Source organism: Streptomyces sp. SYP-A7185 (genome assembly GCF_046103685.1).
Taxonomy (GTDB): domain Bacteria; phylum Actinomycetota; class Actinomycetes; order Streptomycetales; family Streptomycetaceae; genus Streptomyces.
Genome location: NZ_CP122310.1, coordinates 8,721,615 through 8,743,604, shown reverse-complemented (window position 1 = coordinate 8,743,604; position 21,990 = coordinate 8,721,615). Strand labels below are relative to the sequence as shown.

General features: G+C 71.9%; 22 protein-coding genes and 1 pseudogene. 11 read left to right on the top strand and 12 right to left on the bottom strand.

Annotated features, from left to right (window positions below):
- Positions 1-16 precede the first annotated feature (16 nt).
- The 3 genes from QBL25_RS38370 to QBL25_RS38360 form a co-directional block, all read right to left on the bottom strand.
- Complete coding sequence (locus QBL25_RS38370; protein WP_409061568.1) at positions 17-973, bottom strand: carbohydrate ABC transporter permease; 957 nt, start codon at positions 971-973, stop codon at positions 17-19.
- The gene (locus QBL25_RS38365; protein WP_409062929.1) at positions 973-2,412 is read right to left on the bottom strand and encodes an extracellular solute-binding protein; all 1,440 of its coding nucleotides are present in this window, start codon (positions 2,410-2,412) and stop codon (positions 973-975) included. The genes QBL25_RS38370 and QBL25_RS38365 overlap by 1 nt, the downstream gene beginning before the upstream one ends.
- 290 nt (positions 2,413-2,702) lie before the next feature.
- Positions 2,703-3,710: a LacI family DNA-binding transcriptional regulator gene (locus QBL25_RS38360; RefSeq protein ID WP_409061567.1), complete on the bottom strand. Its 1,008-nt coding sequence runs from the start codon at positions 3,708-3,710 to the stop codon at positions 2,703-2,705.
- 255 nt (positions 3,711-3,965) lie between these two features.
- On the opposite strand from QBL25_RS38360, the gene QBL25_RS38355 reads away from it, so the two are divergent.
- A complete protein-coding gene (locus QBL25_RS38355) occupies positions 3,966-4,313 on the top strand; it encodes a hypothetical protein (protein ID WP_409061566.1) in 348 nt (115 codons plus the stop codon).
- A 99-nt stretch (positions 4,314-4,412) separates the two neighbouring features.
- Here the strand turns inward: QBL25_RS38355 and QBL25_RS38350 are convergent, their stop codons facing one another.
- From QBL25_RS38350 to QBL25_RS38340, 3 genes are all read right to left on the bottom strand, one after another.
- Positions 4,413-5,198: an SAM-dependent methyltransferase gene (locus QBL25_RS38350; RefSeq protein WP_409061565.1), complete on the bottom strand. Its 786-nt coding sequence runs from the start codon at positions 5,196-5,198 to the stop codon at positions 4,413-4,415.
- A 162-nt stretch (positions 5,199-5,360) separates the two neighbouring features.
- On the bottom strand, positions 5,361-6,263 hold the full coding sequence (locus tag QBL25_RS38345) for a serine hydrolase (protein ID WP_409062928.1): 903 nt from the start codon (positions 6,261-6,263) through the stop codon (positions 5,361-5,363).
- 121 nt (positions 6,264-6,384) lie between these two features.
- Complete coding sequence (locus QBL25_RS38340) at positions 6,385-7,374, bottom strand: LysR family transcriptional regulator (RefSeq protein WP_409061564.1); 990 nt, start codon at positions 7,372-7,374, stop codon at positions 6,385-6,387.
- A gap of 191 nt (positions 7,375-7,565) precedes the next feature.
- On the opposite strand from QBL25_RS38340, the gene bla reads away from it, so the two are divergent.
- Entirely contained in the window at positions 7,566-8,510 is a 945-nt protein-coding gene (gene bla / locus QBL25_RS38335; RefSeq protein WP_409062927.1) for a class A beta-lactamase, read from the top strand.
- Positions 8,511-8,542: 32 nt separating this feature from the next.
- Entirely contained in the window at positions 8,543-10,204 is a 1,662-nt protein-coding gene (locus QBL25_RS38330) for a penicillin-binding transpeptidase domain-containing protein (protein ID WP_409061563.1), read from the top strand.
- 37 nt (positions 10,205-10,241) lie between these two features.
- Here QBL25_RS38330 and QBL25_RS38325 read toward each other — a convergent pair whose 3' ends face one another.
- Complete coding sequence (locus QBL25_RS38325; RefSeq protein WP_409061562.1) at positions 10,242-10,952, bottom strand: ribonuclease H; 711 nt, start codon at positions 10,950-10,952, stop codon at positions 10,242-10,244.
- Between the two features lie 68 nt (positions 10,953-11,020).
- Complete coding sequence (locus tag QBL25_RS38320) at positions 11,021-11,608, bottom strand: TetR family transcriptional regulator (protein ID WP_409062926.1); 588 nt, start codon at positions 11,606-11,608, stop codon at positions 11,021-11,023.
- Positions 11,609-11,725: 117 nt separating this feature from the next.
- Between QBL25_RS38320 and QBL25_RS38315 the strand changes: the two genes are divergently transcribed.
- Positions 11,726-12,664: an oxidoreductase gene (locus QBL25_RS38315; protein WP_409061561.1), complete on the top strand. Its 939-nt coding sequence runs from the start codon at positions 11,726-11,728 to the stop codon at positions 12,662-12,664.
- An 18-nt stretch (positions 12,665-12,682) separates the two neighbouring features.
- Here the strand turns inward: QBL25_RS38315 and QBL25_RS38310 are convergent, their stop codons facing one another.
- Together QBL25_RS38310 and QBL25_RS38305 are read right to left on the bottom strand one after the other, a co-directional pair.
- Positions 12,683-13,642, bottom strand: a complete 960-nt coding sequence (locus QBL25_RS38310) for a GNAT family N-acetyltransferase (RefSeq protein ID WP_409061560.1) — start codon at positions 13,640-13,642, stop codon at positions 12,683-12,685.
- A 104-nt stretch (positions 13,643-13,746) separates the two neighbouring features.
- Positions 13,747-14,280 (bottom strand): GNAT family N-acetyltransferase, encoded by a 534-nt coding sequence (locus tag QBL25_RS38305; RefSeq protein ID WP_409061559.1) that lies wholly within the window; start codon positions 14,278-14,280, stop codon positions 13,747-13,749.
- Positions 14,281-14,632: 352 nt separating this feature from the next.
- On the opposite strand from QBL25_RS38305, the gene QBL25_RS38300 reads away from it, so the two are divergent.
- From QBL25_RS38300 to QBL25_RS38275, 6 genes are all read left to right on the top strand, one after another.
- On the top strand, positions 14,633-15,304 hold the full coding sequence (locus tag QBL25_RS38300) for an enoyl-CoA hydratase-related protein (RefSeq protein ID WP_409061558.1): 672 nt from the start codon (positions 14,633-14,635) through the stop codon (positions 15,302-15,304).
- A 68-nt stretch (positions 15,305-15,372) separates the two neighbouring features.
- Positions 15,373-15,822, top strand: coding sequence for a hypothetical protein (locus QBL25_RS38295; RefSeq protein WP_409061557.1), 450 nt, complete (start codon positions 15,373-15,375; stop codon positions 15,820-15,822).
- A gap of 194 nt (positions 15,823-16,016) precedes the next feature.
- Positions 16,017-17,108, top strand: coding sequence for a hypothetical protein (locus QBL25_RS38290; RefSeq protein ID WP_409061556.1), 1,092 nt, complete (start codon positions 16,017-16,019; stop codon positions 17,106-17,108).
- Positions 17,105-18,268 carry a hypothetical protein gene (locus tag QBL25_RS38285; RefSeq protein ID WP_409061555.1) on the top strand — a complete coding sequence of 388 codons (1,164 nt, stop codon included), beginning with the start codon at positions 17,105-17,107 and terminating at the stop codon, positions 18,266-18,268. The genes QBL25_RS38290 and QBL25_RS38285 overlap by 4 nt, the downstream gene beginning before the upstream one ends.
- Positions 18,269-18,275: 7 nt before the next feature.
- The gene (locus QBL25_RS38280; protein ID WP_409061554.1) at positions 18,276-18,524 is read left to right on the top strand and encodes a hypothetical protein; all 249 of its coding nucleotides are present in this window, start codon (positions 18,276-18,278) and stop codon (positions 18,522-18,524) included.
- 123 nt (positions 18,525-18,647) lie between these two features.
- Complete coding sequence (locus QBL25_RS38275) at positions 18,648-19,100, top strand: STAS domain-containing protein (protein WP_409061553.1); 453 nt, start codon at positions 18,648-18,650, stop codon at positions 19,098-19,100.
- 123 nt (positions 19,101-19,223) lie between these two features.
- Here QBL25_RS38275 and QBL25_RS38270 read toward each other — a convergent pair whose 3' ends face one another.
- Entirely contained in the window at positions 19,224-19,823 is a 600-nt protein-coding gene (locus QBL25_RS38270; RefSeq protein WP_409061552.1) for a TetR/AcrR family transcriptional regulator, read from the bottom strand.
- A 194-nt stretch (positions 19,824-20,017) separates the two neighbouring features.
- Between QBL25_RS38270 and QBL25_RS38265 the strand changes: the two genes are divergently transcribed.
- Complete coding sequence (locus tag QBL25_RS38265; protein ID WP_409061551.1) at positions 20,018-20,917, top strand: NAD(P)-dependent oxidoreductase; 900 nt, start codon at positions 20,018-20,020, stop codon at positions 20,915-20,917.
- 110 nt (positions 20,918-21,027) lie between these two features.
- Here the strand turns inward: QBL25_RS38265 and QBL25_RS38260 are convergent.
- Positions 21,028-21,920, bottom strand: a pseudogene (locus QBL25_RS38260) (NADP-dependent oxidoreductase).
- Between the last annotated feature and the right edge of the window lie 70 nt (positions 21,921-21,990).

The following is a 21,990-nucleotide window of genomic DNA, read 5'->3' as shown; positions in this document are numbered from 1 at the left end:
CGGTCGTCTCCCCCGGCTAGTCTTCGCCGCCGGCGCGGCTCAGCCGTGCGTACGCCGCCGAGAACCCGGCGAGCAGTACGAGCAGGACCAGGCCGAGCGCCGCCGCGCTGCCGTAGTTGTTGAAAGTGAACGCGTACTGGTAGATGAGGTGGACGACGGTCAGGGTCGCGCCCTCGGGGCCCGCGCCGCCTGTGAGCAGGAACGGCTCCACGAACACCTGCATGGTGGCGATGATCTGCAGGAGCAGCATGAGCGAGAGGATCAGCCGGGTCTGCGGGATGGTCACGTGCCAGATCCGGCGGAAGACGCCCGCGCCGTCCAGCTCGGCCGCCTCGTACAGCTCGCCCGGGATCGACTGGAGCGCGGCCAGGTAGATCAGGGTCGCGCCACCCATGTTCATCCAGGTGGCGGCGACCACCACGGCGAGCATCGCGGTGTCGGTGTCCTGCAACCAGGCCTGTCCGGGCAGGCCCACGGCTTCCAGGATGCGGTTGAACAGGCCGTACCCGGGGTCGTAGAAGTACTTGAAGAGCAGGACCGAGGCGACCGGCGGCAGCATCACCGGCAGGTAGACCAGCAGCCGCAAGTAGCCGCGGCCGTGCCGGAACTCGTTGAGGATCAGCGCGATGGCGAAGGGCACGGCGAAGCCGAGGAGCAGCGCGAGTCCGGTGAACAGCAGGGTGTTGCGCCACGCCTGCCAGAACGCCGGGTCGTTGAAGATGTACGTGAGGTTGGACCAGCCGGCCCAGACCGTCTCGCCGTTCTCGGTCTTCTGGAAGGCCAGGATGAACTCCCTGACCATCGGATACCAGGAGAAGACCGAGAAGCACAGGAGCGCGCCGATCAGGAAGGCGTGGGCGGTGAGGTTGCGCTTGAACGCCTGCCGGAACGCGCCGCGTTCGGGGCGGGGGGCCCGGCCGTCCGTGGGTCCGGACGGCCGGGCCTTGCTCTCGGAGAGGGTGGGAGCAGACATCACTGGTTGGCCAGTACCTGGTTGACCTGCTGTTCGGCGGTCTTGAGGAGCTTGTCCGCGTCGGCGTCCTTGTTCGTCAGGACGGCCGACATCAGCGTGTCCAGGACCTTGTAGACCTCTTGGGCCTTGGGCGGCTCGGCCTTGCCCGCGACCGGCTTGTCGGTGAACGCCTGGAAGTTCTCGACGGGCATGGTCGAGCTCTTCGCGCGCGCCTTGTCGTCCTTGGCCTTGCTGTCACCGGTCCAGAAGTTCGGCTGCGGCAGACCGACGGGCAGGCCGTCCGCCTTGGTGCGGGCCCAGTCGAACTGGCCCTTGCCGACGGTGAGGAACTTGAAGTTGATCCAGGCGATCGCCGCCTTGATCTGGTCGGGCGAACTGCCCTTCTTGATCATGTAGTCGTTGCCGCCGAAGAGGGTGGCCTTCTGGCCGGGGATCGGCCCCATCCCGAAGTCGTCGTACTTCGCGCCGAGGTTCTGCACCATGTACGTGATGTCGTCCGGCGCCGCCAGGAACATGCCGAGCTTGTCGGAGGCCATCTGCTTCTGGAGGTCGCCCCACTTCAGGAGCTGGGTCTTGCCCATGCTGTCGTCTTCCCAGCGCATGGCCTTGAGGTTGTCGACGATCTGCTTGCCGGTGGCGTCGTTGAAGGCGGCCTTGGTGCCGTCCTCGCTCACGATGTCGCCGCCGAGGCCGTACGTGGTGGCGGTGAAGTGCCAGCCTCCGTTGTTGCCGGCGCTGTACTCGCCGAAGCCCGACACGCCGTCGCCGAGCGCGGCGATCTTCTTGGCGGCCGTGCGGACCTCGGCCCAGGTGGTCGGGGGCGAGTTGGGGTCGAGCCCGGCCTTCTCGAAGAGCTTGCGGTTGATCAGCAGGCCCATCGTGTAGTTGCTGTAGGGCAGGCCGTAGAGCTTGCCGTCCTTCTTCAGGACGTCGAGGACGTTCGGGTCCATGTCCTTGAGGGCCGGTATGGACTTGTCGTTGACGTAGGCGCTGATGTCCTGGGCGCCGTCGTTGTCCAGGACCTGCTGGAGGTCGGTGAAGTAGGTGTAGAAGACGTCCGGCTGGGACTTCGCCTTCAGCATCGCCGTGAAGCGGGGAGGCTCCAGGCAGGGGTCGGTCTGCTTCCCCTTGAGCGTGACGTTCGGGTACTTCTCGTTAAACGCCTTGACGTCTTCCTTCCACTGCTTGAGCTCGGCCTTCTCGGCGGCCGGCGGCATGCAGTCGATGGTGAGCGTGACCTTGGCCTTCGGGTCCAGCGGGGCGGCGGCGTTGGCCGCGTTGGCGCCGTTGTCCCCGTCGGAGCCGTCGTCACCGCTGCTGCTGGTGCCGCAGGCGGCCAGCGCGGTGAGGGCGAGCGCGGAGGCGACGGCGACGGACGCCGTACGGCGGTGGGTTCGGGTCGTGCGGAGGGTGGTGCGGCGGATACGGCGAAGTGGCATCCGGGAGCTGCTCATCGGTGGACCCCTTTGGACAGCGCCGCCTGCCCGTGTGGGCAGGGACGGCATGGCAGGAGCAGGGAAGCCCACAGCTGCGCGGACTGTGTGGCGGCGCTCACTCAAGCACCGTCGACAGATCAACGCAATATCTCGCGCGATGATGGAAAGAAATTGACAGGCGAGACGCACGATCACCCGCCGGTCGATTTGCTCTCTTTTCCCCTCTTCTCCACTTCTCTGCTTCTCCTCTGTCCGCTGCCTGCCGCGAGGCCGCTTCGCGTGCCTCGGTGCTTCTACTGGGGCGGCTGGCCCGTCGAGCCGCGCACCACCAGCTCCGGTTCGAAGAGCAGCTCCTCGGTGGGCACCGCGCTGCCCGCGATCTGGAGCGCGAGCAGCTCGACCGCGGCGCGCCCCATGGCCTCGATCGGCTGACGCACCGTGGTCAGCGGTGGCTCGGTGCAGGTCATGAACGCCGAGTCGTCGTACCCCACCACCGAGATGTCCTGCGGGACGCCGAGGCCCCGGCGGCGCGCGGCACGCACCGCGCCCAGCGCCAGGGGGTCGCTCGCGCAGACGATGCCGGTGACTCCGGCGTCCAGGAGCCGTGCGGCGGCGGCCTGGCCGCCCTCGATCGAGAACATCCCCCGCGCGACGTGCTCGTCGGGCAGCGTGCCGCCGGTCTGCTCGGCGATCACGCGGGCGGCGGCGAGCTTGCGCTGCGAGGGCATGTGGTCGGCCGGCCCGAGCACCAGACCGATGCGGTGGTGGCCCAGCGAGGAGAGATGCCGCCAGGCCTGCTCGACCGCGACCGCGTCGTCGCAGGAGACCGCGGGGAAACCGAGCCGCTCGATCGCCGCGTTGACGAGGACCACCGGGATCTTGCGCGCCGCGAGCCGCTTGTAGTGGTCGTGCGGGGCGTCCGCCTGCGCGTACAGACCGCCGGCGAAGACCACGCCGGACACCTGCTGTTGCAGCAGCAACTCGACGTAGTCCGCCTCGGAGACGCCGCCCTTGGTCTGGGTGCAGAGGACAGGGGTGAGCCCCTGCTGGGCGAGGGCCCCGCCGATCACTTCGGCGAACGCCGGGAAGATGGGGTTCTGGAGCTCGGGCAGCACGAGTCCCACCAGCCGGGCCCGCTCGCCCCGCAGTTGGGTGGGCCGCTCGTACCCCAGGACGTCCAGGGCCGAGAGCACGGACTGCCGGGTGGCGTCCGAGACCCCCGGCTTGTTGTTGAGCACCCGGCTGACCGTGGCCTCGCTGACCCCGACCTTCCGCGCCACCTGAGCAAGTCGTCGCGTCATAGACGCAAGAATAGTGCAATTCTTGCATTGTGTTTGCGTGCTTGCTGAATCCGTTCCGGATGACCGTCGGAAAGCCACGTTCGGTGACGGCCGGGGACGAGCCGGGGTCTAGCCGAAGCCGACCCGGGACCGAACGGGTGAGGGCGGATCGTTTCGGCGACGGGTTCTGGTGCATTCCGGTATCACTGCTGGTCAGGTCGGGAATGCCGGATGCGTTCCCGGACCCGTTGCCGTTCCCAGCAAAGGAAGCGATCCATGCGTCTTCGCCACTCACTGGCCGCCGCGGCCGGTGCCGCCGCGCTGATCCTGACCGTACCCAACTCCGCCTGCGCGGCCGAGGGCGACTTCAGTTACACCTACATCGACAGCACCGGCGAGGAAGAGCAGGCCACCCTGCACGACCCGGCGAGCGGCGAGTGCGTCACGCTCGCCGAGGCGGCCCGGGAGTACGACCAGCCGCCCGCCCACTCCCCCAAGAACCGCACCGGTTCCTTCGCGATCGTCTTCACGAACGCCGACTGCTCCGGAGACGACTTCACGTTGCGCCCCCACACCGGCGGCGCGAGCGAGCGGCTGAAGATGCGATCGGTCTTGTTCTCCTGAGCCGACTTGTTCTCCTGAGCCGTCTCGCTCTCCTGATCCCTCCCATGACCGAGTTGCCCGCCCGGGGCCCTCATGCCCCCGGGCGGGCTTCTCGCGCACTCAGGGGACGCGGGCGACCGCGACGTAGAAGCCGCTCAACTCGGCCTTCGGAGCGGGCGTTTCCTTGTACCAGTGGGTCGCCGTCACCAGGCCCGGCTCGACCAGTTCCAGTCCCTCGAAGAACCGCTCGACCTCCGCGCGGCGCCGCATCCTCAGCGGCACCTGGCCCTTCTTGTACGTGTCGGTGACGGAGTCCGCGAGGCCGGGGTGCTCGTCGGTGGTGCCGTGGGACAGCACCAGGTAGCTGCCGGACGGCAGCGCGTCCACCAGGGTGCGCGTGAGGGCGTACGGATCCTCTTCGTCGGTGATGAAGTGCATCAGGGCGATGAGGGAGAGCGCGATGGGCTGCTCGAAGTCCAGCAGTTCGCGGGCGTGGTCGAGGATCACCTCGGGCTCGCGCACATCCGCCTGGAGGTAGTCCGTGGCGCCTTCCGGGGTGCTGACCAGCAGCGCCTCGGCGTGCCGCAGCACGATGGGGTCGTTGTCGGCGTACACGACCCGGCAGCTGGGTGCGATCTCCTGGACGATCTGGTGGAGGTTCGGCGCGGTGGGGATGCCGGTGCCGATGTCCAGGAACTGCCTGACACCGTTGTCAGCGAGCCAGGCGGCGGCGCGCTGCATGAAGGCCCGGTTCCGTGCCGCGTTCGCGCGTGCCTCGGGCGGCAGCTTCTCGCCCATCTCCTGGTCGACCAGGTAGTTGTCCTTGCCGCCAAGCAGCCAGTCGTAGACGCGCGCCGGATGCGGCTTGCTGGTGTCGATGTGGACGCTGGCGTCGTCTGCAGTCATCGGTGGCTCCACTACGTGTCTGACGGTCTCACTGTGCGGTGGGCGCCGTGCCCCCCGGACCCACTGGCAAGGATCTTCCGAGCCTACAGGTGCTGAGGTCAACTGTTGTGGCTGGTGGAGGAGTTCCTCGCGGCAGCGGGCGGATCGCCCGGACGGCCGCGGTCACAGCTGCCGGAGGTGGTCGCGCAGGCTGCGCGCCACCTGCGCCATGAGGGCGTCGGCGCCGGGCTGGGTACGGGCCGGCACGAGGGACTCGGTCAGGGCGGCGACCGCGAAGGACTGGCCGTCGGCGTGCTCGACGACGCCGATCTCGTGCCGCAGGTTGAGGAGACTGCCGGTCTTGGAGGACCACGTGCTGGCGTCGGAGTGGAAGTCCGGGGTGAGCCGGTGCCGCAGCACGTTGTGGGCCATGAGGTCGCGCAGCCGCCCGGCCACGTCCGGGTGGATCTTCGACGGCGTCCACAGGGCTTGGAGCAGGTCGACGTAGGTACGGGCACTGCCCGTGTTCGCCCGGGTGGTGTCGAGCTGCGGCACCCGGTGGCCGCGGCCGCTGGTGCCCGCGTCGATGGCCAGGGCGTGGGCGAGGTGGACCTGGTCGTCGTCGAAGCGTTCCACGGGGGTGTCGGACAGCTCGCCCACGCTGTGCCGGACGGCGATGCCCCGGATGCCGAACTCGTGCAGGATGCCGGTGACATGGGCGGGCGGGGTGAGCTCGAACAGCGCGTCGGCGGCCATCCCGTCGCTCAGGCAGGTGCTCAGGTACAGCAGGTCGTCGACCGCGATCCGGGCGGGGTGACGGAACCGGCTCAGGCCGGTGGGACCGGGCGTGGTGACCCGCCCCGGCTGCACCTCCAGCATCGTCGCCCCGTCGAGTTCGCCCCGCCGGATCCGCTCCAGCGTCGCGAGCGCGAGCGGGACCTTGACCAGGGAGGCGGACGGCAGAGGGGTGTCCGCCTCGATCCCCAGTTCGTCTCCCGTGTGCAGGTCCCGCACGAGCAGGCAGCCGTGCAGGCCGCCGTCGCGCAGCTGCTCGCGCAGTTCGCGCAGCAGAGCTTCGGTGCGCACACCACCGCGCAGGTGTCCGTTCACGCCGTCCCCCGTGTCGGTCCTCATGCCGTCACCGTGTCGGTCTTCATCCCGCCCCCGTGTCAGTCCTCATGGCGCCCCCCGTGTCGGTCTTCGGTCTTCATGTCGTTCCCGGGGCGCACGTCGTTCCCGTACCAGCTCTCGTCCCCGTGAACGTCTTCGTGCCGCCACCCGTGCCCGAGCGCCTACTCGGGCTCTCCTCCCCGCCGCTCCCCGTCCCGGCCTCCGCGCCCAGACAGCGGGCCATGGCCTCCCCCAGGCGCGCTTCCATGTGCTGGGGGTTCCCGTCCGCCGCGGCCGCCAGGGCGAAGCCGCGGCCGAGCGTGACCTCGCCGATGGGGCGCCAGACCAGGGAGAGTTCCTCGGCTTGCGCGCGGGAGCACAGCAGCAGATCGCCCGAGCAGAGGACCTCGGCCGCGGCACTGGTCAGGTCGGCCGCGGCGACGAGCTGCGCGGGCCGCAGGCCCAGCGCGTCACGCAGCCGCGTCAGGGGATCGCGGATGTGCGGCACGTCGTCCTCCGGCTGGATCCAGACGCGGCGGGCCGGGCCGGGCGAGGCGCGGCCCACTCGCAGCGTCTCCAGGTAGACGCGCCGCACGCCGGGATCCTGGGCACCGGCAACGCCCAGCGGCACGGACCACACCGCCTCGTCCGCGGGCACCGCGAGCAGCGCGGCACGCACTTGCTGGGCGTGCAGGAGTTCCGTGCGCCGGGTCGGGGCCGCCACCCGCAGTTCGAGGGTGACACCGTGGCCGCGCGCCTCGGCCACCAGGCGGGCGAGAGCGACGGTGGAGCAGATGTCGGGCACCGCCAGCCGCCAGGGCTTGCGCTTGACGGCTTCCGCCTCGTCGAGGAGCACGTCCGCCGCCTGGACGAGCTGGCGGGCGGTGGGGAGCATGTCGCGCCCGAAGGGCGTGAGGACGGCTCGGCGTGACGTGCGCTCGAACAACGGCTCGCCGAAGCGTTCTTCCAGCGCGGCGACCCGGCGGCTGGCCACCGACTGGGACATCTGGGCCGCTGCCGCTCCGTCGGTGAAGCTGCCGTACTCGCTGACGCTCACGAAGGCGCGACACGCTCCCACCAGATCCACGCCCCGGATCCTATGCCAGATCAGCATGGAACCGCGCAGGAGCGTATTGGACCGCATACGCGACCCGGGGCGAGGGTGGCACCGGCACTCACGACCACGTACCGGGACGGAGCCGTGCCACCCCGTCCCCCAGGCGCCCTGTGCTCGGGGCGCGCCCGGAGGTTTGGCCCATGAAGCTCACCCGTGCCCGTCTGCGGCGGACCCACGCCCGTCGCACCGCCCTCGGCGCGCTCGCCACCTTCTGCATCGTCCCGCTGGTGGCCTGCGCGGACGGCGGATCCTCGGCGTCGTCGTCCCCGTCCACCGCGACCACGAAGCCCGCGGGAACGACGAAGCCCGCCGGATCCACGCAGCCGTCGAACCGCGCCTTCAAGGCACTTGAGCGCAAGTTCGACGCCCGCCTCGGCGTATACGCCGTCGACACCGGCACCGGACGCGAAGTGGCCCACAACGCCGGTGCGCGCTTCGCCTACAACTCCACGTTCAAGGCGCTGGCCGCCGGAGCCGTGCTGCGCACGTACTCCCTGAGCGGCCTCGACCGGAAGGTCACGTACTCCCGGGACGATCTGGTCGCCAACTCGCCCGTGACCGAGAAGCACGTCGACACCGGGATGACGCTCGGCGAGCTGTGCGACGCCGCCGTCCGCTACAGCGACAACACCGCGGCCAACCTGCTCTTCGACAAGCTCGGCGGGCCCAAGGGCCTGGACGCCTTCCTGGAGAAGATGGGCGACGACGTCACGCGGATGGACCGGATCGAGCCCGACCTGAGCACCTGGGTCCCGGGCGAGAAGCGGGACACCAGCACCCCGCGGGCGCTGGCCGACGACCTGCGCGCGTTCGTCCTCGGGGACGTCCTGCGCAAGGGCGAGCGTGCACAGCTCACCCGGTGGCTGCGGACCAACACCACCGGGGACCACACCATCAGGGCCGGTGTGCCCAAGACGTGGGTGGTGGGCGACAAGACCGGAACGGGCAGCTACTACGGCGCCCGCAACGACATCGCCGTCGTGTGGCCGACCGACGGCGCCCCCATCGTCATGGCGATCTTGTCGAACCGCGGCTCGAAGGACGCCGAGCCCTCCGACAAGCTCATCGCGGAGGCGGCCTCCGTGGCCGTCGACGCGCTGTCGTAACCCCGACCGGCAAGCCCTCGCAAGGAGCCTCGATGACGGACCTCATACCCCTCACCGGCCCCGGCCCCACGCCCACCGGCCCCGGCCCCGGCCGAAGACCCGCCCGAAAGACTCTCCGCGTGGTGGTCGCGGCAGGGCTGGCGCTCGCGCTCGCCGCGGGTGTCGGATACGCCGCGGAGCTTGGCCCCTTCGCCCCGGACGGTCCTCCGAGACCCGACGCGGAGGCGACCAGGCAGGCGCGGGCGTTCCTGACCGCCTGGGAGGCGGGCCGCATGGCGCGGGCGGCGGCGTTGACCTCGCGGCCCGAGCAGGCCGAGCGCGTCCTGAACAGCTTCACCGCCGGCCTCGACATCAGCGGCCAGAAGCTGACTCCCGGCGCGGTGACGGCCGGTGAGGACGGCACCGTGCGCATGGCCTTCACCGCCAAGATGCCCGTGACGGAACTGGGCACCTGGACCTACGCCTCCACCGTGCCCCTGCGCCGGCAGGAGGACGGCGCCTGGAAGGTCGAGTGGGCGCTGTCCCTGGTGCACCCGAAGCTGAGCGGCACGCAGAAGTTCCGCCTGGAGCGGGAGGACGGCGCCGCACCCGAGGTCGACGACCGCGACGGAACCGCCCTGTCGAGCGAGAAGTACCCCTCGCTGGGCCCGCTCCTGCCCCAGATAGCCGGGCGCTCCGGTGCCGGGCCGCGCGGCGCGGTGCGGCTCGTGGACCGGGCCACCGGCGAGGTCAAGGCCACCGAGGCCACCTTCGGCACGAAGTCCGCCCGCCCCGCCGGCCGGCCCGTGGCCACCACCCTCGACGCCACCTGGCAGGCCGCGGCGGAAAAGGCTCTCGTCACCGGCGCCGACGGCAAGGACGCCGCGCTCGTCGCCCTGCGGATCGACGACGGGGAGATCCTGGCGGTGGCCAACTCCCCCGCCGCCGGGTTCAATCGCGCCGTCTCGGGCACCTACGCGCCGGGGTCCACCTGGAAGATCGTCACCACCGGCGCGCTGCTGCTCAAGGACGCGGTCGCGCCCGGCGACGTCGTGGACTGCCCCAAGTACCTCACCGTCGGCAAGCGGTTCCAGAACGTCGAGACCTCCGAACACCGGGGCGCGACCTTCGAGAAGGACTTCACCGCCTCGTGCAACACCGCCTTCATCGGCCTGCGCGACAAGGTCGGCGACGAGGAACTGGGCGAGGTCGCCGGGAAGTACTTCGGGGTCGGGCAGAAGTGGGACGTCGGCATTCCCTCGTACGACGGGTCCGTCCCCGCCCCTCGTGACCAGACCGAGAAGGCCGCATCGATGATCGGGCAGGGCAGGGTGCAGGCCAATCCGCTGATCATGGCCTCCGTCACCGCGACGGCGGTGTCCGGCACCTTCCACCAGCCCACCCTGACCGGCGGCGCCAAGGACACGACCACCACGGTCCCGCTGCCGCGCGATGTCGTCACGCAGCTGCGCACGCTGCTGCGCGCGACGGTCACCGACGGCACGGCCTCGGTCCTGGCCGACCTGCCGGGCGAGGTGGGGGCGAAGACGGGGACGGCCGAGGTCTCCGAGGACACCGCCAACAACGGCTGGTTCGTCGCCCACCGCGGCAACGTCGCGGTGGCCTGCGTGGTCGAGAAGGGCGTCACCGGCGGCGCGTCGGCCGGCCCCGTCGTGCGCGACCTCCTCGGCGCCGTACCCGGCGATCCGTCCTGACGGGCGCCCGGCCCTCGTCGTGCCGGGTTCGCGGGCCTCAGCCCTCCCGGCACTCCACGTGGCCCCAGCCGTGCGGGTTCTTCGCGATCTTCTCGCCCGCCGCGTAGGGCTTCTGGCAGTGGCAGCGGCCGGGGAACTTGGCCTTGATGACCCCGCCCGAGCCGCCCTTGCCCGTCTTGGCCGCGGCGCTGGTGCCCGTCTTGGCCGCGGCGCTCTTGCGCGGCCGGGCGGCGGGCGAGGCCGTCATGCGCTCCGGTCGCGGCTCGGGGATCGTGAGCGCGCCGTGGGCGGTGCCTGCGGGCTGCTGGGTGTTCGCGGCGTCGCTGGCGGCGACGTCGGCGATCGCGTTGAGGTGGTCGCCGTCCACCTGGTGGGCCGCGACGTGCCGGAAGGTCACGGCCCGGCCCTGGAGGAGCGCGTCGATGCGTACGACGAGTTCCTTGTTGGCCACCGGCTTCTTCGCCGCGGTCAGCCAGCCGTTGCGCTTCCAGGACGCGATCCACTTGGTGACCGCGTTCATCGCGTACTGGCTGTCCATGCGGACCTGGAGCGGGACGGCCGGGTCCGTGGATTCGAGCAGCTCGGCCAGCGCGGTCAGTTCGGCCACGTTGTTGGTCGTGTCGCCGAGCGGTCCGGCCTCCCATCGCTGCGGGCGCTCGTCCGCGTCGGCGACCACCCAGGCCCAGGCCGCGGGCCCGGGGTTCTTCTTCGCGGCTCCGTCACAGGCGGCGATGATCAAGTCAGACATCCCTCGATGATGCCAGCCCCCAAGAGGCGGGAGGGCCACCGCCCCTCCGGCACCGGGCCCCTCGGCCCCTAGGACCCGGCGGCGTCCAGCGCCGGGGCGATGACCGCGAAGGCCCGGTCGGTCAGCGCGGCCGGGTCCTCGACGCCGTCGCTGTCGCTCCACCGCTGGAGCACGGCGTCGAAGGCGGACAGCGCCATACCGGCGGCCAGCCGCGGATACAGGTCCACGCCCGCGTCGCGCCCCAGGCGCCGCGCCACCTCCGCCGTCAGGTCGTCGCCCCACTGCGCCTGGTGCTCCAGGAAGCGTGCGCGCAGCGCCGGGGTGCGCAGGATCAACCGCACCACGGGCAGCACCCGCTCCGCGTGGTCGCCGCAGGCGGCGAGAGGCACCCACACCGCGTGCCGCAGCGCCGCGGAGGGCGGCTCGTCGGCGGGGCGGCCCGCCAGCTCCGCGTGGATGCCCACTCCCATGTCGGCCAGGAACTGGACGACCACGTCCTCCTTGGACGCGAAGTACCGGAAGAACGTCCGGCGCGAGACGCCCGCGCTGGTCACGATCTCGTCGATGGTGACCGCGTCGAACCCCTTCCGGGCGAGGAGTTGCAGCGCCGCTTCGGTCAACTCGTGCGCGACGAGCTGCCGTTTGCGCTCGGCCATGGTCACTTCGGGGCGGGAGCTCACCGCACCATCGTACACGCCGAAGGTCACGCCATGCCTTGCATGGCACTCAGGCACCTCTTGACACTGAGTGCCACTGGCGACAACATGTGCCGCATGACGCAGCAACAGCGCTGGACAGCCGACCAGATCCCCGACCAGAGCGACCGGGTGTGCGTCGTCACCGGGGCCAACAGCGGCCTCGGCCTGGCGACCACCCGGGCGCTCGCAGGCAAGGGCGCGCACGTGATCCTCGCCGTGCGCGACGAGGGCAAGGGCCGCCGAGCGGCCGCGGAGATCACCGCCGCGCAGCCGGACGCGCGCCTGGAGGTGCGCCGCCTCGACCTGTCCGACCTCGACTCGGTCCGCGGCTTCGCCGAGCGCCTGCACGCCGAGCGGGCACGCATCGACGTGCTCATCAACAACGCGGGCGTGATGGCGCCGCCCCGCACGCTCAGCAAGCAGGGCCACGAGTTGCAGTTCGCCTGCAACCACCTCGGGCACTTCGCGCTCACCGGGCTCCTGCTCGACCTGCTGGCCGCCGGGGGCGATCCCCGTGTCGTGACGGTCAGTTCGATCAACCACCGGCAGGCGCGCATCCGCTTCGACGACCTGAGCGGCGAGCGCGGGTACAAGCCCATGGGGCACTACAACCAGTCCAAGCTCGCCAACGCCGTCTTCGGCCGGGAACTCCACCGGCGCCTCAGCGAGTCCGGCAGCCCGGTGCGCAGCGTGCTCGCCCACCCCGGCTACACCGCCACCAACCTCCAGATGGGCACACCGACCGGCCTGTGGCGCGTGCTCCTGGGCCGCATCGGCAATCCGCTGTTCGCCCAGCGCCCGGCCGACGGCGCTCTGCCCCAGCTGTACGCGGCCACCGAACCGGCGGTGGAGAGCGGCCAGTTCATCGGCCCGGGCGGCCTGGCCGAACTGCGTGGCGCGCCGGCCCGGGTGGAGCTGGCGCCCGTGGCGGCGGACGCGGAGACCGGGCGGCGCCTGTGGGAGCTGTCGGAGCGGATGACCGGCGTACGGTTCGCGTTCCCGGCCGCGGTCTGAGCCTCGTGGGGGCCGAGGTCAGCGGGCCACCGGCCGGACCAGTTCCCAGGCCTGGAGCGCGAAGTCGAGGGTCATGCCGTGGCGCTCGTACAGGGCGAGCGCGCCCGTGCTGTTGTCGGTGTCCACGCCGAGGCCGATGCGGTCGCGTCCCAGCGCGGCATAGTGGCCGAAGGCGTGCCGCAGGAGGTAGCTGCCCAGGCCGCGCCCGCGTGCTTGGCGCAGCACGCCCAGGTGACCGATCCAGGCCATCGAGATGCGGCCGTCGTGGGTGCGCAGGACCGCCGCGTCGCCCAGGCCGTCGACGTGCGCGATCCACACCAGGGACCAGTCGGCGCTCGCGGCGTCGATGTCGTCCTGCCACTGCTCGTAGGTGCGCGGGTGGAAGTCGTAGTGGTCGGCGAAGCTCTTTTGGAGCAGCGCGTGGGCGCGTCGGCGGTCCGCCTCGGCGAGGCAGGGGCGCAGGGTCACGCCGGGCGGCGGTTCGGGCAGCCGGTCGGCGTCCGGGGACAGCGGGCGGACCATCGAGTGGTAGCGCCGGACCGGTGTCCAGCCCCGCTCCCGCAGCGCGTCGAGGTCCACCGTGGGGTCGGTGTTGAGGTGCAGGTGCACCACCGCCCGGTGCGCGCCGTTGGCGGCGGCGAGCTCGACGGCGCGCGCCTCCATCAGATCGAGCAGGTATTGCGAGGCCTGGGGCCGTCCGGGCAGCGTGAAGTACTCCGCGTCGATCTGTTCGCCGCCGGACTCGTCCCACAGCAGGCCGTACGCGATGAGCCCGCCGCCGTCGGACAGCAGCCAGGAGTCGTGCTCCAGGTCGACCTCCGAGTGCTTGAAGTCGGCGTGCAGCGCGCTGAGTTCGGTGTCGGCGCGGCCGATCTCCAGCAGGTCGATCTCGTTGAGCAGCGCGCAGACCGCCGGTGCGTCGTCGAACGTGGCGGGGCGCACCGCGAGGCCGGACGGCAGCGTGGCGGAAGTCGTCATGACTGCACTCTGCGACGCCGGGCGCGGGGTGCGCAACGGACTTTTCGGGGCCGCGCCGGGGCCGCGAGGGCCCCGGCGCGGCGCGATGCGCGGTGGTGTCCCGGCTAGATGCCGAAGGGCGCGGCGTAACGCACCGTGCCGCCGGGCAGCGGGTGTGCGGCGTCCAGGGCGAGGGCCATCATGGCCTCGTCCGGCACGTCGATGCCGATGCCGATCCCGTACGCCGAGGCACGGCTAAAGCCGAAGCGCGGGTAGTACGCGGGGTGTCCGAGGACGGTGACGAAGCGCTCGCCCCGGTCCTTGGCCGCGGCGAGCGCGGCACGGATCGCCGCCGAACCCGCTCCGGTCTTCTGGTGCTCGGGGAGTACGGCGACGGGGGCCAGGCACAGGGCCGGGGTGTCGCCGATGTGGCAGCGGGTCAGCAGCGCGTGGCCGACGAGCTCGCCGTCCTGGCCGGTGGTGACGACGGACAGGCCGTCGATCCACGCGGGGTCGGAGCGCAGCGCGTCGACGAGGTCGGCCTCCGCCGGGGTGTCGAACGCGGCGACGACGACGGCGCGGACGGCGGGGATGTCAGCGGTGGTCTCGGCGCGCGTGATCCAGGTGTGGCCCGTGCTGGGGCTCGGGGTGTCGCTCATGAGGGAGGAAGATCCGTTCCATGGTGGGTTCGTGTGGGCAGGTGCCTCGGGGGCTCACGCTCCCGGCGAGGACCGGTCCGGCTGGGGTCAGGCCACGGCCCGGGACGTGAGAGCGGTCCGGGCGGCGTGCACGCCGATGGCCTTGAGCGCGGTCATCGGCCCCAACTCCCCTCGCCCTCGCCACGGATCACACGAACGCCGAAGATCCTACCATTCGGCCGGTTTCGGACGCGAGGCGCGCGAGGGCGCGGCCGGCTCGTCCACCGGACCGGCCGGGCGTCCCCACCCCTTGAACGATCCGCACCGCACCCATAAGTTACTGAATAGTAATCCTGCATCCAAGGGAGCGGCCATGCCCACGCTCGACCGTCAGGACGATGTCTTCATCCTCGATCTCGGGGACGGCGAGAACCGCTTCCATCCCGACTGGCTCATCGCCGTCGACGCGGCGGTCGACGAGGTGGAGAAGGCGGAGGGGCCCCGCGCCCTGGTGACCGCCGCGACGGGGAAGTTCTTCTCCAACGGCCTCGACCTGGACTGGCTCTTCGCCCATGCCGACCGGCACCAGGACTACGTCACCAGCGTCCACGGCCTCCTGGCCCGCGTGCTGTCCCTGCCGGTCGTCACCGTGGCCGCGCTCCAGGGGCACACCTTCGCGGCCGGGGCGATGCTCTCCCTGGCCCACGACTTCCGCGTGATGCGCGCCGACCGGGGCTACTGGTGCCTGCCCGAGGCCGACATCAACATCCCCTTCACCCCGGGCATGTCCGCGCTGATCCAGGCCCGCCTGACCCCGCAGAGCGCGCACGAGGCCATGACGACCGCCCGGCGCTACGGCGGCCACGACGCACTGGCGGCCGCCCTGGTCGACCACGCGGTGGACGAACACGCCGTACGCCGAACCGCGGTCGACGTCGCCCGCTCCCAGGTGGGCAAGGCCGGCCCCACCCTGGGCACCATCAAGTCCCGCATGTACGCACCCGCCCTCGCCGCGCTTCGGGACAAGGACACCCCCCTGGGCTGACCCCGGCGGGCCCGCCCACCGGTGGACGCGGTGCGCGGCCGGCGGCGCGAGCAGGTGAGAATCCCCGGATGCACCTGGATCAGTCACTGGTGGGCCACTGGAGCAGTGTCCCGTTCTCCTACGGCGTCATGGAGGCCTCCGAACTGGGCCTGCTCGGCGACGGCCGGGGATGGAGCGCGTGGTTCAACGCCGACGCCCTGTGCGTCACCCGCCTGACCTGGCACTGCCCCGAGCCGGGCGTCGTCGAGCTGCACGCGACGAGGATGGTGGAGGGGACCCTCGCCGACGGCCCCGGCTCCCCCGCGTTCTCACGGGTGGAGTCGGACCAGGCGACCGACGAGGTCACTCGCCACCGTTTCGTCGTCGGACCGGTGGCCCCGGCACCGGGAGCCGCCGCCGTACCGGCCGTCAGTTTCGACGAGCCGGTGGAGTTCTGCCGCCACTACGCCAAGGGAACCACCCGGATCGGACCCGAGGACGACCCTTCTCGTCTCGTGCTGCCCCACCCACCGCGATGAGCGACCGCACCCGCCGCGATGAGCCCCTGCTCGTGGGGCCATGACGGGGCGCGGCGAGCCGAGTGGATACGATCAACGGCCACATCGGACGAGGCCGGGACGAGGAAGCAGCGGTGACGGGGGAAAGTCGGGCGGGGCGGTTCGGCCGCGTACGCGCATACGGTCGCGGGCTGATACGCACGCGGCGCCGGGCCGTGGCGTCCGGCACCGCGGTGGCCGTGCTGGCGGCGGGCCTCGGAACCTGGGCGTTCCAGGGGCCCTTGGCGACCAAGGACCACTACTGCTGGGGCGCGTGGGAGCAGGACAGCGGGCCCGGCATCCTGGGCGACGAGGGGTTCGCGGGCGACGACGCACGCAGCCGTACCGCCAAGGAGACACCGCCGACCTCGCGGAAGCCGACGGGCTCGTGCACCCTGGCCGTGCACTCCGCTCACGTCTACTCCAACGGTGACAAGAGCATCCAGGACACCACCGTCACGGTGACGTACGGCGCGGCGCCCAAGGCCGCGGAGCACCGTCTGACCTGGCTCAACGACTACCTCGGCAACGGTGCGATGCCGCTGCCCGACGGGCTGCCCGGCGCCGTCGACGGCGCGCGCGGCCTGCTGGTGCTGCCCGAGCGGTGCGACACCGGCGACGGGCGCGCCACCGCGGTCACCGTCGACGCGCGGGAGCGGCCCGGGCCCGACGACACCCTCACCCGGGCCCCCGACCTGGGCGGCTCGCGGGTAGTGGCCGAACTCCTCGTCGCCGCCGCCAACACGGGCATGGAGAAAGCGGGTTGCGCCCCGGCCAAGCCCTTGCGCTCCCCCTCGCCCGTCCTCACCCTGCCGGAGAAGAAGGAGACCTTCTACTCCGATCCGGCCTGCCGCATCCAAGGACTCGACCTCGATCTGGGCAAGGAGATGGAGCGGGACGTCAGCTACCAGGTCGGCGCGGTCACCGACGACCTCCAGTCCTGTTCGGTACGGGTGGGCCGCGCGGACGTGGAGTACCTCGACGCCCTGATGGTCGCCCACCCCCGGCTCGACGCGCTGGTCAAGGACCTGCCGGGCGACGAGCCGCCCGCCCGGGGCTGGCGGGGCAGGGGCGTCCTGGAGTCGGACCATCAGCTCGTACGGGCCCAGTGCGCCGGACGTCCCACGACGTTCCTGATGCTGGGCGCGCCGGAGCGCGCGGCCAAGGAGGGCCTGTTCGCGGCCTTCGCCAACGCGGTCTCGCAGCGGCTGGGGTGCGCGGCCGTCGCGCCGGCCGCGTCCAAGAGAAGCGAGGGAGAGCGCCGATGACCGGCACGGACCAGAGGGACGGGACCGGCGAGGCGGGCGCGCCTGACGCCGCTGCGACGGCGTCCGAGCCCGCCCGCCGCTGGTGGCACTGGCGACGGCTGACGCACGGGCGGTTGCGGCCGGCCGTCGGCGCCGCCGTCGTCGGGGCGCTGCTCGGCGGGGCCGGGGTGGCCTGGCAGGCGGAGGCAGGGCCCTTCGCGTCCACGTCGGCGTGCTGGGGCGCGCTGAGCGACGACGACGTGGCGGAACTGTTCGACGGCAAGCGGGACATCGAGACATCGGACGTGCCCGTCACGTCGGACCACATCACCTCCGAAGGCCCTTCCGGCGTCTGCCGCCTGAAGTCACCGCGCGGCATGCGGATCACGGCCCGGGTCCACCAGCTCGACACACGGTTCGGCGGTGCCCGCGACAAGTGGGCCGACGAGTACCTGTCCGCGCGGATGACGCCGCTGGGCGACGGCCTCCTGGGCATGGCGTCGGACACGCGCGCGTGGCTGGCGATCCCCGAGGGCTGCATCGGCCGGGCCCCGGAGGACGAGGGCCCGATGGTGATCGACATGGAGACGGGCTGGACCTCCTACCGCGACGAGGCCGACCCCGGTGAACGCGCCCGCCTCACCGGCGCCCTGATCCGGCTCGTCAACGGCTACCTCGCCGAGCAGGGATGCGAGGGCGAGGTGGCGGACCCCGCGGACCGGCTGCCCGCGCCCGCACGCTTCCGGGACGAGAAGCCCGACGCGATCTGCGGCATCGAGGGGCTGCGCCTGCCGGACGGGCGGGAGATCGACAAATACAACCGGCCGATGGTGACGGCGGGCGAGGGCCCCGTACGCACCTGCGACCGCGACGTGCTGTTCGGCCACCCCCGGCTGCGGCTCCTGACGGTCGAGGATCCCCGCCTGTCCACGCTCTACCGGGGCCTGCGGTACAGCGGCGGCCCCAAGGTCGTGGCCGCGGGCGGGGCCCAGGGGGCGGGCTTCGTGCAGGAGGACGTCGGCTTCTTCCAGGCCGAGTGCCAGACCGGCGACGTCACCTTCCTCATCCGCTCCGAGGGAACGGCACGCGCCGCCGACATCCGCGCGCTCCTGCCCCGCTATGTCACCGCGGAGGCCAAGCGCGTCGGCTGCGGAGACCTCCGGATCAAGCTGCCGGGATGACACCGCCATGGACACCGAAGCCGCCACCGGACTGCTCCACCTGATCGCGGCCGAGCCGACACTGCTCGCGCCCGCGGAGCGGGACGCACAGGGCGACACCCTGCTGTCCCGCGACCGCGGCGAGCGCCACCTCTGCCTGGGCTGCGGGCACCCGGCGAGCTGCGCGGTCATCGTGCACTCCCCCGCCGGGGACCGCTGGCTCGACCTGTGCGCGACCTGCTGGCCCACGATCCGCCGGGCCAACGACGTCGGGTGAGTTCGACGAGGAGAGGACCGCCGCACGGGACGGCAAGGCGTAAGGCGGGCCGAACGGGGGACCCGGAGACAAAGCGGATCGACAGGCACACGGGCTTCCGTTCGACGACTCCAAGGAGGCGCGATGTCGACGCAGACCCATCGCCTCATCATCCACGAGCTCGCGCGGTGCGACGAGTGTGCCGTACTGCGCGTGAGCGGTGAACTCGACCGGAACGGCGAGAACTTCTTCCTGCGCGCTCTGGGCACCTTCGTCATGGCGGGTCACCGGCATCTCGTGCTCGACGTGACGGCGCTGGTGTTCTGCGATTCCCACGGGCTCAACTGCCTGCTCGGCGTGCGGTGGTTGCTGCGGCGCCGCGAGGGCCGCCTGCTGCTCGCGGGAGCCGGGAGGCATCTGGCCGAACTGCTCAAGTTGACCGGCAGCGCGGACTTCTTCCCCAGTTACCTCACTGTGGGCCAGGCCCTTCAGACGCTGCCGCCCGCCCACCGCCCCGTCTGGCCGCCCACGGCAGCGCCCTCACCCCACCCGGACGGCAAGCCGGCCGACGGCCCGCCGCGACCAGGACCGTCCTGATCCCAGCGGCACGACTGGTCTCACTCGGGGCGATCGCCCGGGGGCAATCGCGCGGAGCGGCACGCCACTTGGCGCGCGCCGGAGGTCAGCCGTCGGTCGTTCGCATCCGCCGTGGTCGCGAGGTCAGCCGTCGGTCGTGGTCACCGCGGCGTCCAGAAGGGGGCCGAGTTCCCGGGCCACGGTGGTCAGCGCCCGGACGTCGCGCTCGGCCCGCGCCATCAGGATCGCCCCCTCCAGGGAGCTGATCATGAGCGTGGCGAGCGCTCCCGCCCGCGACTCCGGGACGCCCATGCCCTCCAGGGCCCGGGCCACCGAGCCGCTCCACGTCGCGAAGGCCGCGGACACCGCGTCCCGCGTGGACTCGACGGACTCCGCGCAGTCCACCGTGGCGGCGGCGACGGGGCAGCCGCCCGCGAACCCCGCGCTTCGGTACTCGTCGGTCCACTGGCGCACCATCTCGGCGAAGAGCCCGCCGGGCGTCGGCTCGGGCAGGGCCGCGAGGAACCGGTCGACCCGGCGGCTCGCGTACCGGCCCGCCCAGCCCACCGCCTCGTTGACCAACTCCTCCTTGCCACCGGGGAAGTGATGCTGGATCGAGCCGCGCGGCGCCCGCGCGTGGGCGGCGACCTCACGCATCCCCGTGGCGGCGACCCCGTCGCGCCGGATGAGCTGGGCCCCGCTGAAGACCATCCGCTCGCGAGGCCCTCGCCCTGCCACCGCCATGCCCGACCTCCGTCGTCGCGTCCGGCTCTCCGCCATCGCGTCCGGCTCTCCCCCGACACATCCGCACGGGCGGCTTCCCGGTCCGCGCGGCCTCCACAGGCACTCTATGACCGCCGTCATAGAGCGGGCTACTATGACGACTGTCATAGTCGACGGGGCGCCGCTCCACGCGGGCCGGAATGGGGAGGCGTGCCATGGACGCGGGCTTCGTCGGACTCGGGGTCATGGGGCAGCCGATGGCGCTCCATCTCGCCCGCGCGGGGACACCTCTGGTCGTCTGGAACCGCACCCCGGCCCGCTGCGCACCTCTGCGCGCCGCCGGAGCCCACGTCGCGGCGAGCCCCGCCGAGGTCTTCGACCGGGCCGGCACCGTGTTCCTCATGCTGGCCGACGAGGCAGCCGTCGACGAGGTCCTGGGGCGCGGGACACCGGACTTCGCCGCGCGCGTCGCCGGGCACGTCGTCGTCCCCATGGGCACGACCTCACCGGAGTACTCGGCCGGCCTGCGAGACGACGTCCGGGCGGCGGGCGGACGGTACGTCGAGGCGCCCGTCTCCGGCTCCCGGGTCCCGGCGGAGCAGGGGCAGTTGGTGGCGATGCTGGCAGGGGACGCCGACGCCGTGGAAGACGTGCGCCCCCTGCTCGCCCCCCTGTGCCAGGAGACGTTCGACTGCGGTGACGTGCCGGGCGCCCTGCTGATGAAGCTGTCGGTGAACCTGTTCCTGATCACCCTGGTCACCGGCCTGACCGAGGCCTTCCACTTCGCCGACCGGCACGGGCTCGACCGACGCCGCTTCCTTGACGTCCTGGCGGCGGGCCCGATGGCCAGCCCCGTGTCGCAGGTGAAAGCACCGAAGCTGCTCGCCCGCGACTTCGCCGTCCAGGCGGCGGCCAAGGACGTCCTGAAGAACAACCGGTTGATCGCGCAGGCCGCCCGCAAGGCCGGTCTGGCCTCGCCCCTGCTCGACGTCTGCCACGCCCTGTTCGAGGAGACGGTGACGCAGGGGCACGGCGGCGAGGACATGGTGGCCGTACTGCGCGCGCTGGAGGCCCGGACCGACGGCGCGAGAGCAGCGACCGACACCGACCGCTGACGCCTTTCGCCTGGCCGCTGACGCCTTTCGCCCGACCACTGGCCCCTTGGACCTGGCCGCGGTGCGCCGGCGGCTGCGCGGCTCGCCTCGGCTCAGCGAGCGGATGACGCTCAGACGACGATGACCCGGCGCCCGCGCGCGTGTCCGGCCTGACTGTCGGCGTGCGCCGCCGCGGCCTCGGCGAGCGTGTACGCCTTCTCGACCGGGATGTGGAGCTTTCCCCGGGAGATGAGGTCGACGGCCTCGGCGAGCGCGTCCGGGACGCTGCCGGCCACGCCGGAGAAACGGACACCGGCCTTCGGTGCGTCGAGGTCGGCGATGGAGATCACTTCGCCGGGTCGCCGGTCAGTCCGACGAGGTCGCCGATCACTCCCGAGCCGGCCAGATCGAGCGCCGCGTCGACGGGACCGAGGTGCCGCACGCGCTCGACCCAGCCCTCGCCGTAGGGGGTGGCGACGGCGCCCAGGCCGCGCAGATAGTCCTGGTTGGCGGTCCCGGCCGTGCCGATCACCGCGATGCCGCGGTCGCGCGCGATCTGCAGCACCGCCGAGCCCACTCCCCCGGACGCCCCGCTGACCAGCAAGGTCTGCCCGGGCAGCACACCGACCTCGCGGATGACGCGCAGCGCCGTCTCCACCACGGACGGATACCCGGCCGCCTCTTCGAAGGTCAGCCCCTCGGGCATCCGGGCCCAGGCCGACAGCACGGCGAACTCGGCGTACGTGCTCGCCCCTTCGCCGAACACCTGGTCGCCGACCGCGACCCCGGTGACGCCGCCTCCGACCTCGTCCACCACGCCACTGGCGTCCAGGCCGACCCCGGCGGGCAGTTGGACCGGGTGGGCCCCCAGGACTTGGCCCTCGCGCACCCTCCAGTCGACGGGGTTCACGCCTGCCGCCCGTACGGCGACGCGTATCTGGCCGGGGCCCGCATGGGGCTCCTCGGCGTCGATGAGGTGCAGGACATCGGGGCCGCCGAACTCGGCGAAGCTCACTTTCTTCATGCGGCCGACCGTAACACTAACGGTTAGTGTTTAAGAACGGTTATGAGTTTGTATTTGATAGCGTCAGCGC

What these genes read in the sequence shown, in the direction of transcription:
- QBL25_RS38370 (WP_409061568.1), bottom strand. Translation starts at nt 973, where the DNA reads ATGTCTGCTCCCACCCTCTCCGAGAGCAAGGCCCGGCCGTCCGGACCC.
- QBL25_RS38325 (WP_409061562.1), bottom strand. Translation starts at nt 10,952, where the DNA reads ATGTCTGACTTGATCATCGCCGCCTGTGACGGAGCCGCGAAGAAGAAC.
- QBL25_RS38320 (WP_409062926.1), bottom strand. Translation starts at nt 11,608, where the DNA reads ATGGCCGAGCGCAAACGGCAGCTCGTCGCGCACGAGTTGACCGAAGCG.
- QBL25_RS38330 (WP_409061563.1), top strand. Translation starts at nt 8,543, where the DNA reads ATGACGGACCTCATACCCCTCACCGGCCCCGGCCCCACGCCCACCGGC.
- QBL25_RS38315 (WP_409061561.1), top strand. Translation starts at nt 11,726, where the DNA reads ATGACGCAGCAACAGCGCTGGACAGCCGACCAGATCCCCGACCAGAGC.
- QBL25_RS38365 (WP_409062929.1), bottom strand. Translation starts at nt 2,412, where the DNA reads ATGCCACTTCGCCGTATCCGCCGCACCACCCTCCGCACGACCCGAACC.
- QBL25_RS38285 (WP_409061555.1), top strand. Translation starts at nt 17,105, where the DNA reads ATGACCGGCACGGACCAGAGGGACGGGACCGGCGAGGCGGGCGCGCCT.
- QBL25_RS38360 (WP_409061567.1), bottom strand. Translation starts at nt 3,710, where the DNA reads ATGACGCGACGACTTGCTCAGGTGGCGCGGAAGGTCGGGGTCAGCGAG.
- QBL25_RS38270 (WP_409061552.1), bottom strand. Translation starts at nt 19,823, where the DNA reads ATGGCGGTGGCAGGGCGAGGGCCTCGCGAGCGGATGGTCTTCAGCGGG.
- QBL25_RS38275 (WP_409061553.1), top strand. Translation starts at nt 18,648, where the DNA reads ATGTCGACGCAGACCCATCGCCTCATCATCCACGAGCTCGCGCGGTGC.
- QBL25_RS38350 (WP_409061565.1), bottom strand. Translation starts at nt 5,198, where the DNA reads ATGACTGCAGACGACGCCAGCGTCCACATCGACACCAGCAAGCCGCAT.
- QBL25_RS38310 (WP_409061560.1), bottom strand. Translation starts at nt 13,642, where the DNA reads ATGACGACTTCCGCCACGCTGCCGTCCGGCCTCGCGGTGCGCCCCGCC.
- QBL25_RS38265 (WP_409061551.1), top strand. Translation starts at nt 20,018, where the DNA reads ATGGACGCGGGCTTCGTCGGACTCGGGGTCATGGGGCAGCCGATGGCG.
- QBL25_RS38355 (WP_409061566.1), top strand. Translation starts at nt 3,966, where the DNA reads ATGCGTCTTCGCCACTCACTGGCCGCCGCGGCCGGTGCCGCCGCGCTG.
- QBL25_RS38300 (WP_409061558.1), top strand. Translation starts at nt 14,633, where the DNA reads ATGCCCACGCTCGACCGTCAGGACGATGTCTTCATCCTCGATCTCGGG.
- QBL25_RS38295 (WP_409061557.1), top strand. Translation starts at nt 15,373, where the DNA reads ATGCACCTGGATCAGTCACTGGTGGGCCACTGGAGCAGTGTCCCGTTC.
- QBL25_RS38280 (WP_409061554.1), top strand. Translation starts at nt 18,276, where the DNA reads ATGGACACCGAAGCCGCCACCGGACTGCTCCACCTGATCGCGGCCGAG.
- QBL25_RS38305 (WP_409061559.1), bottom strand. Translation starts at nt 14,280, where the DNA reads ATGAGCGACACCCCGAGCCCCAGCACGGGCCACACCTGGATCACGCGC.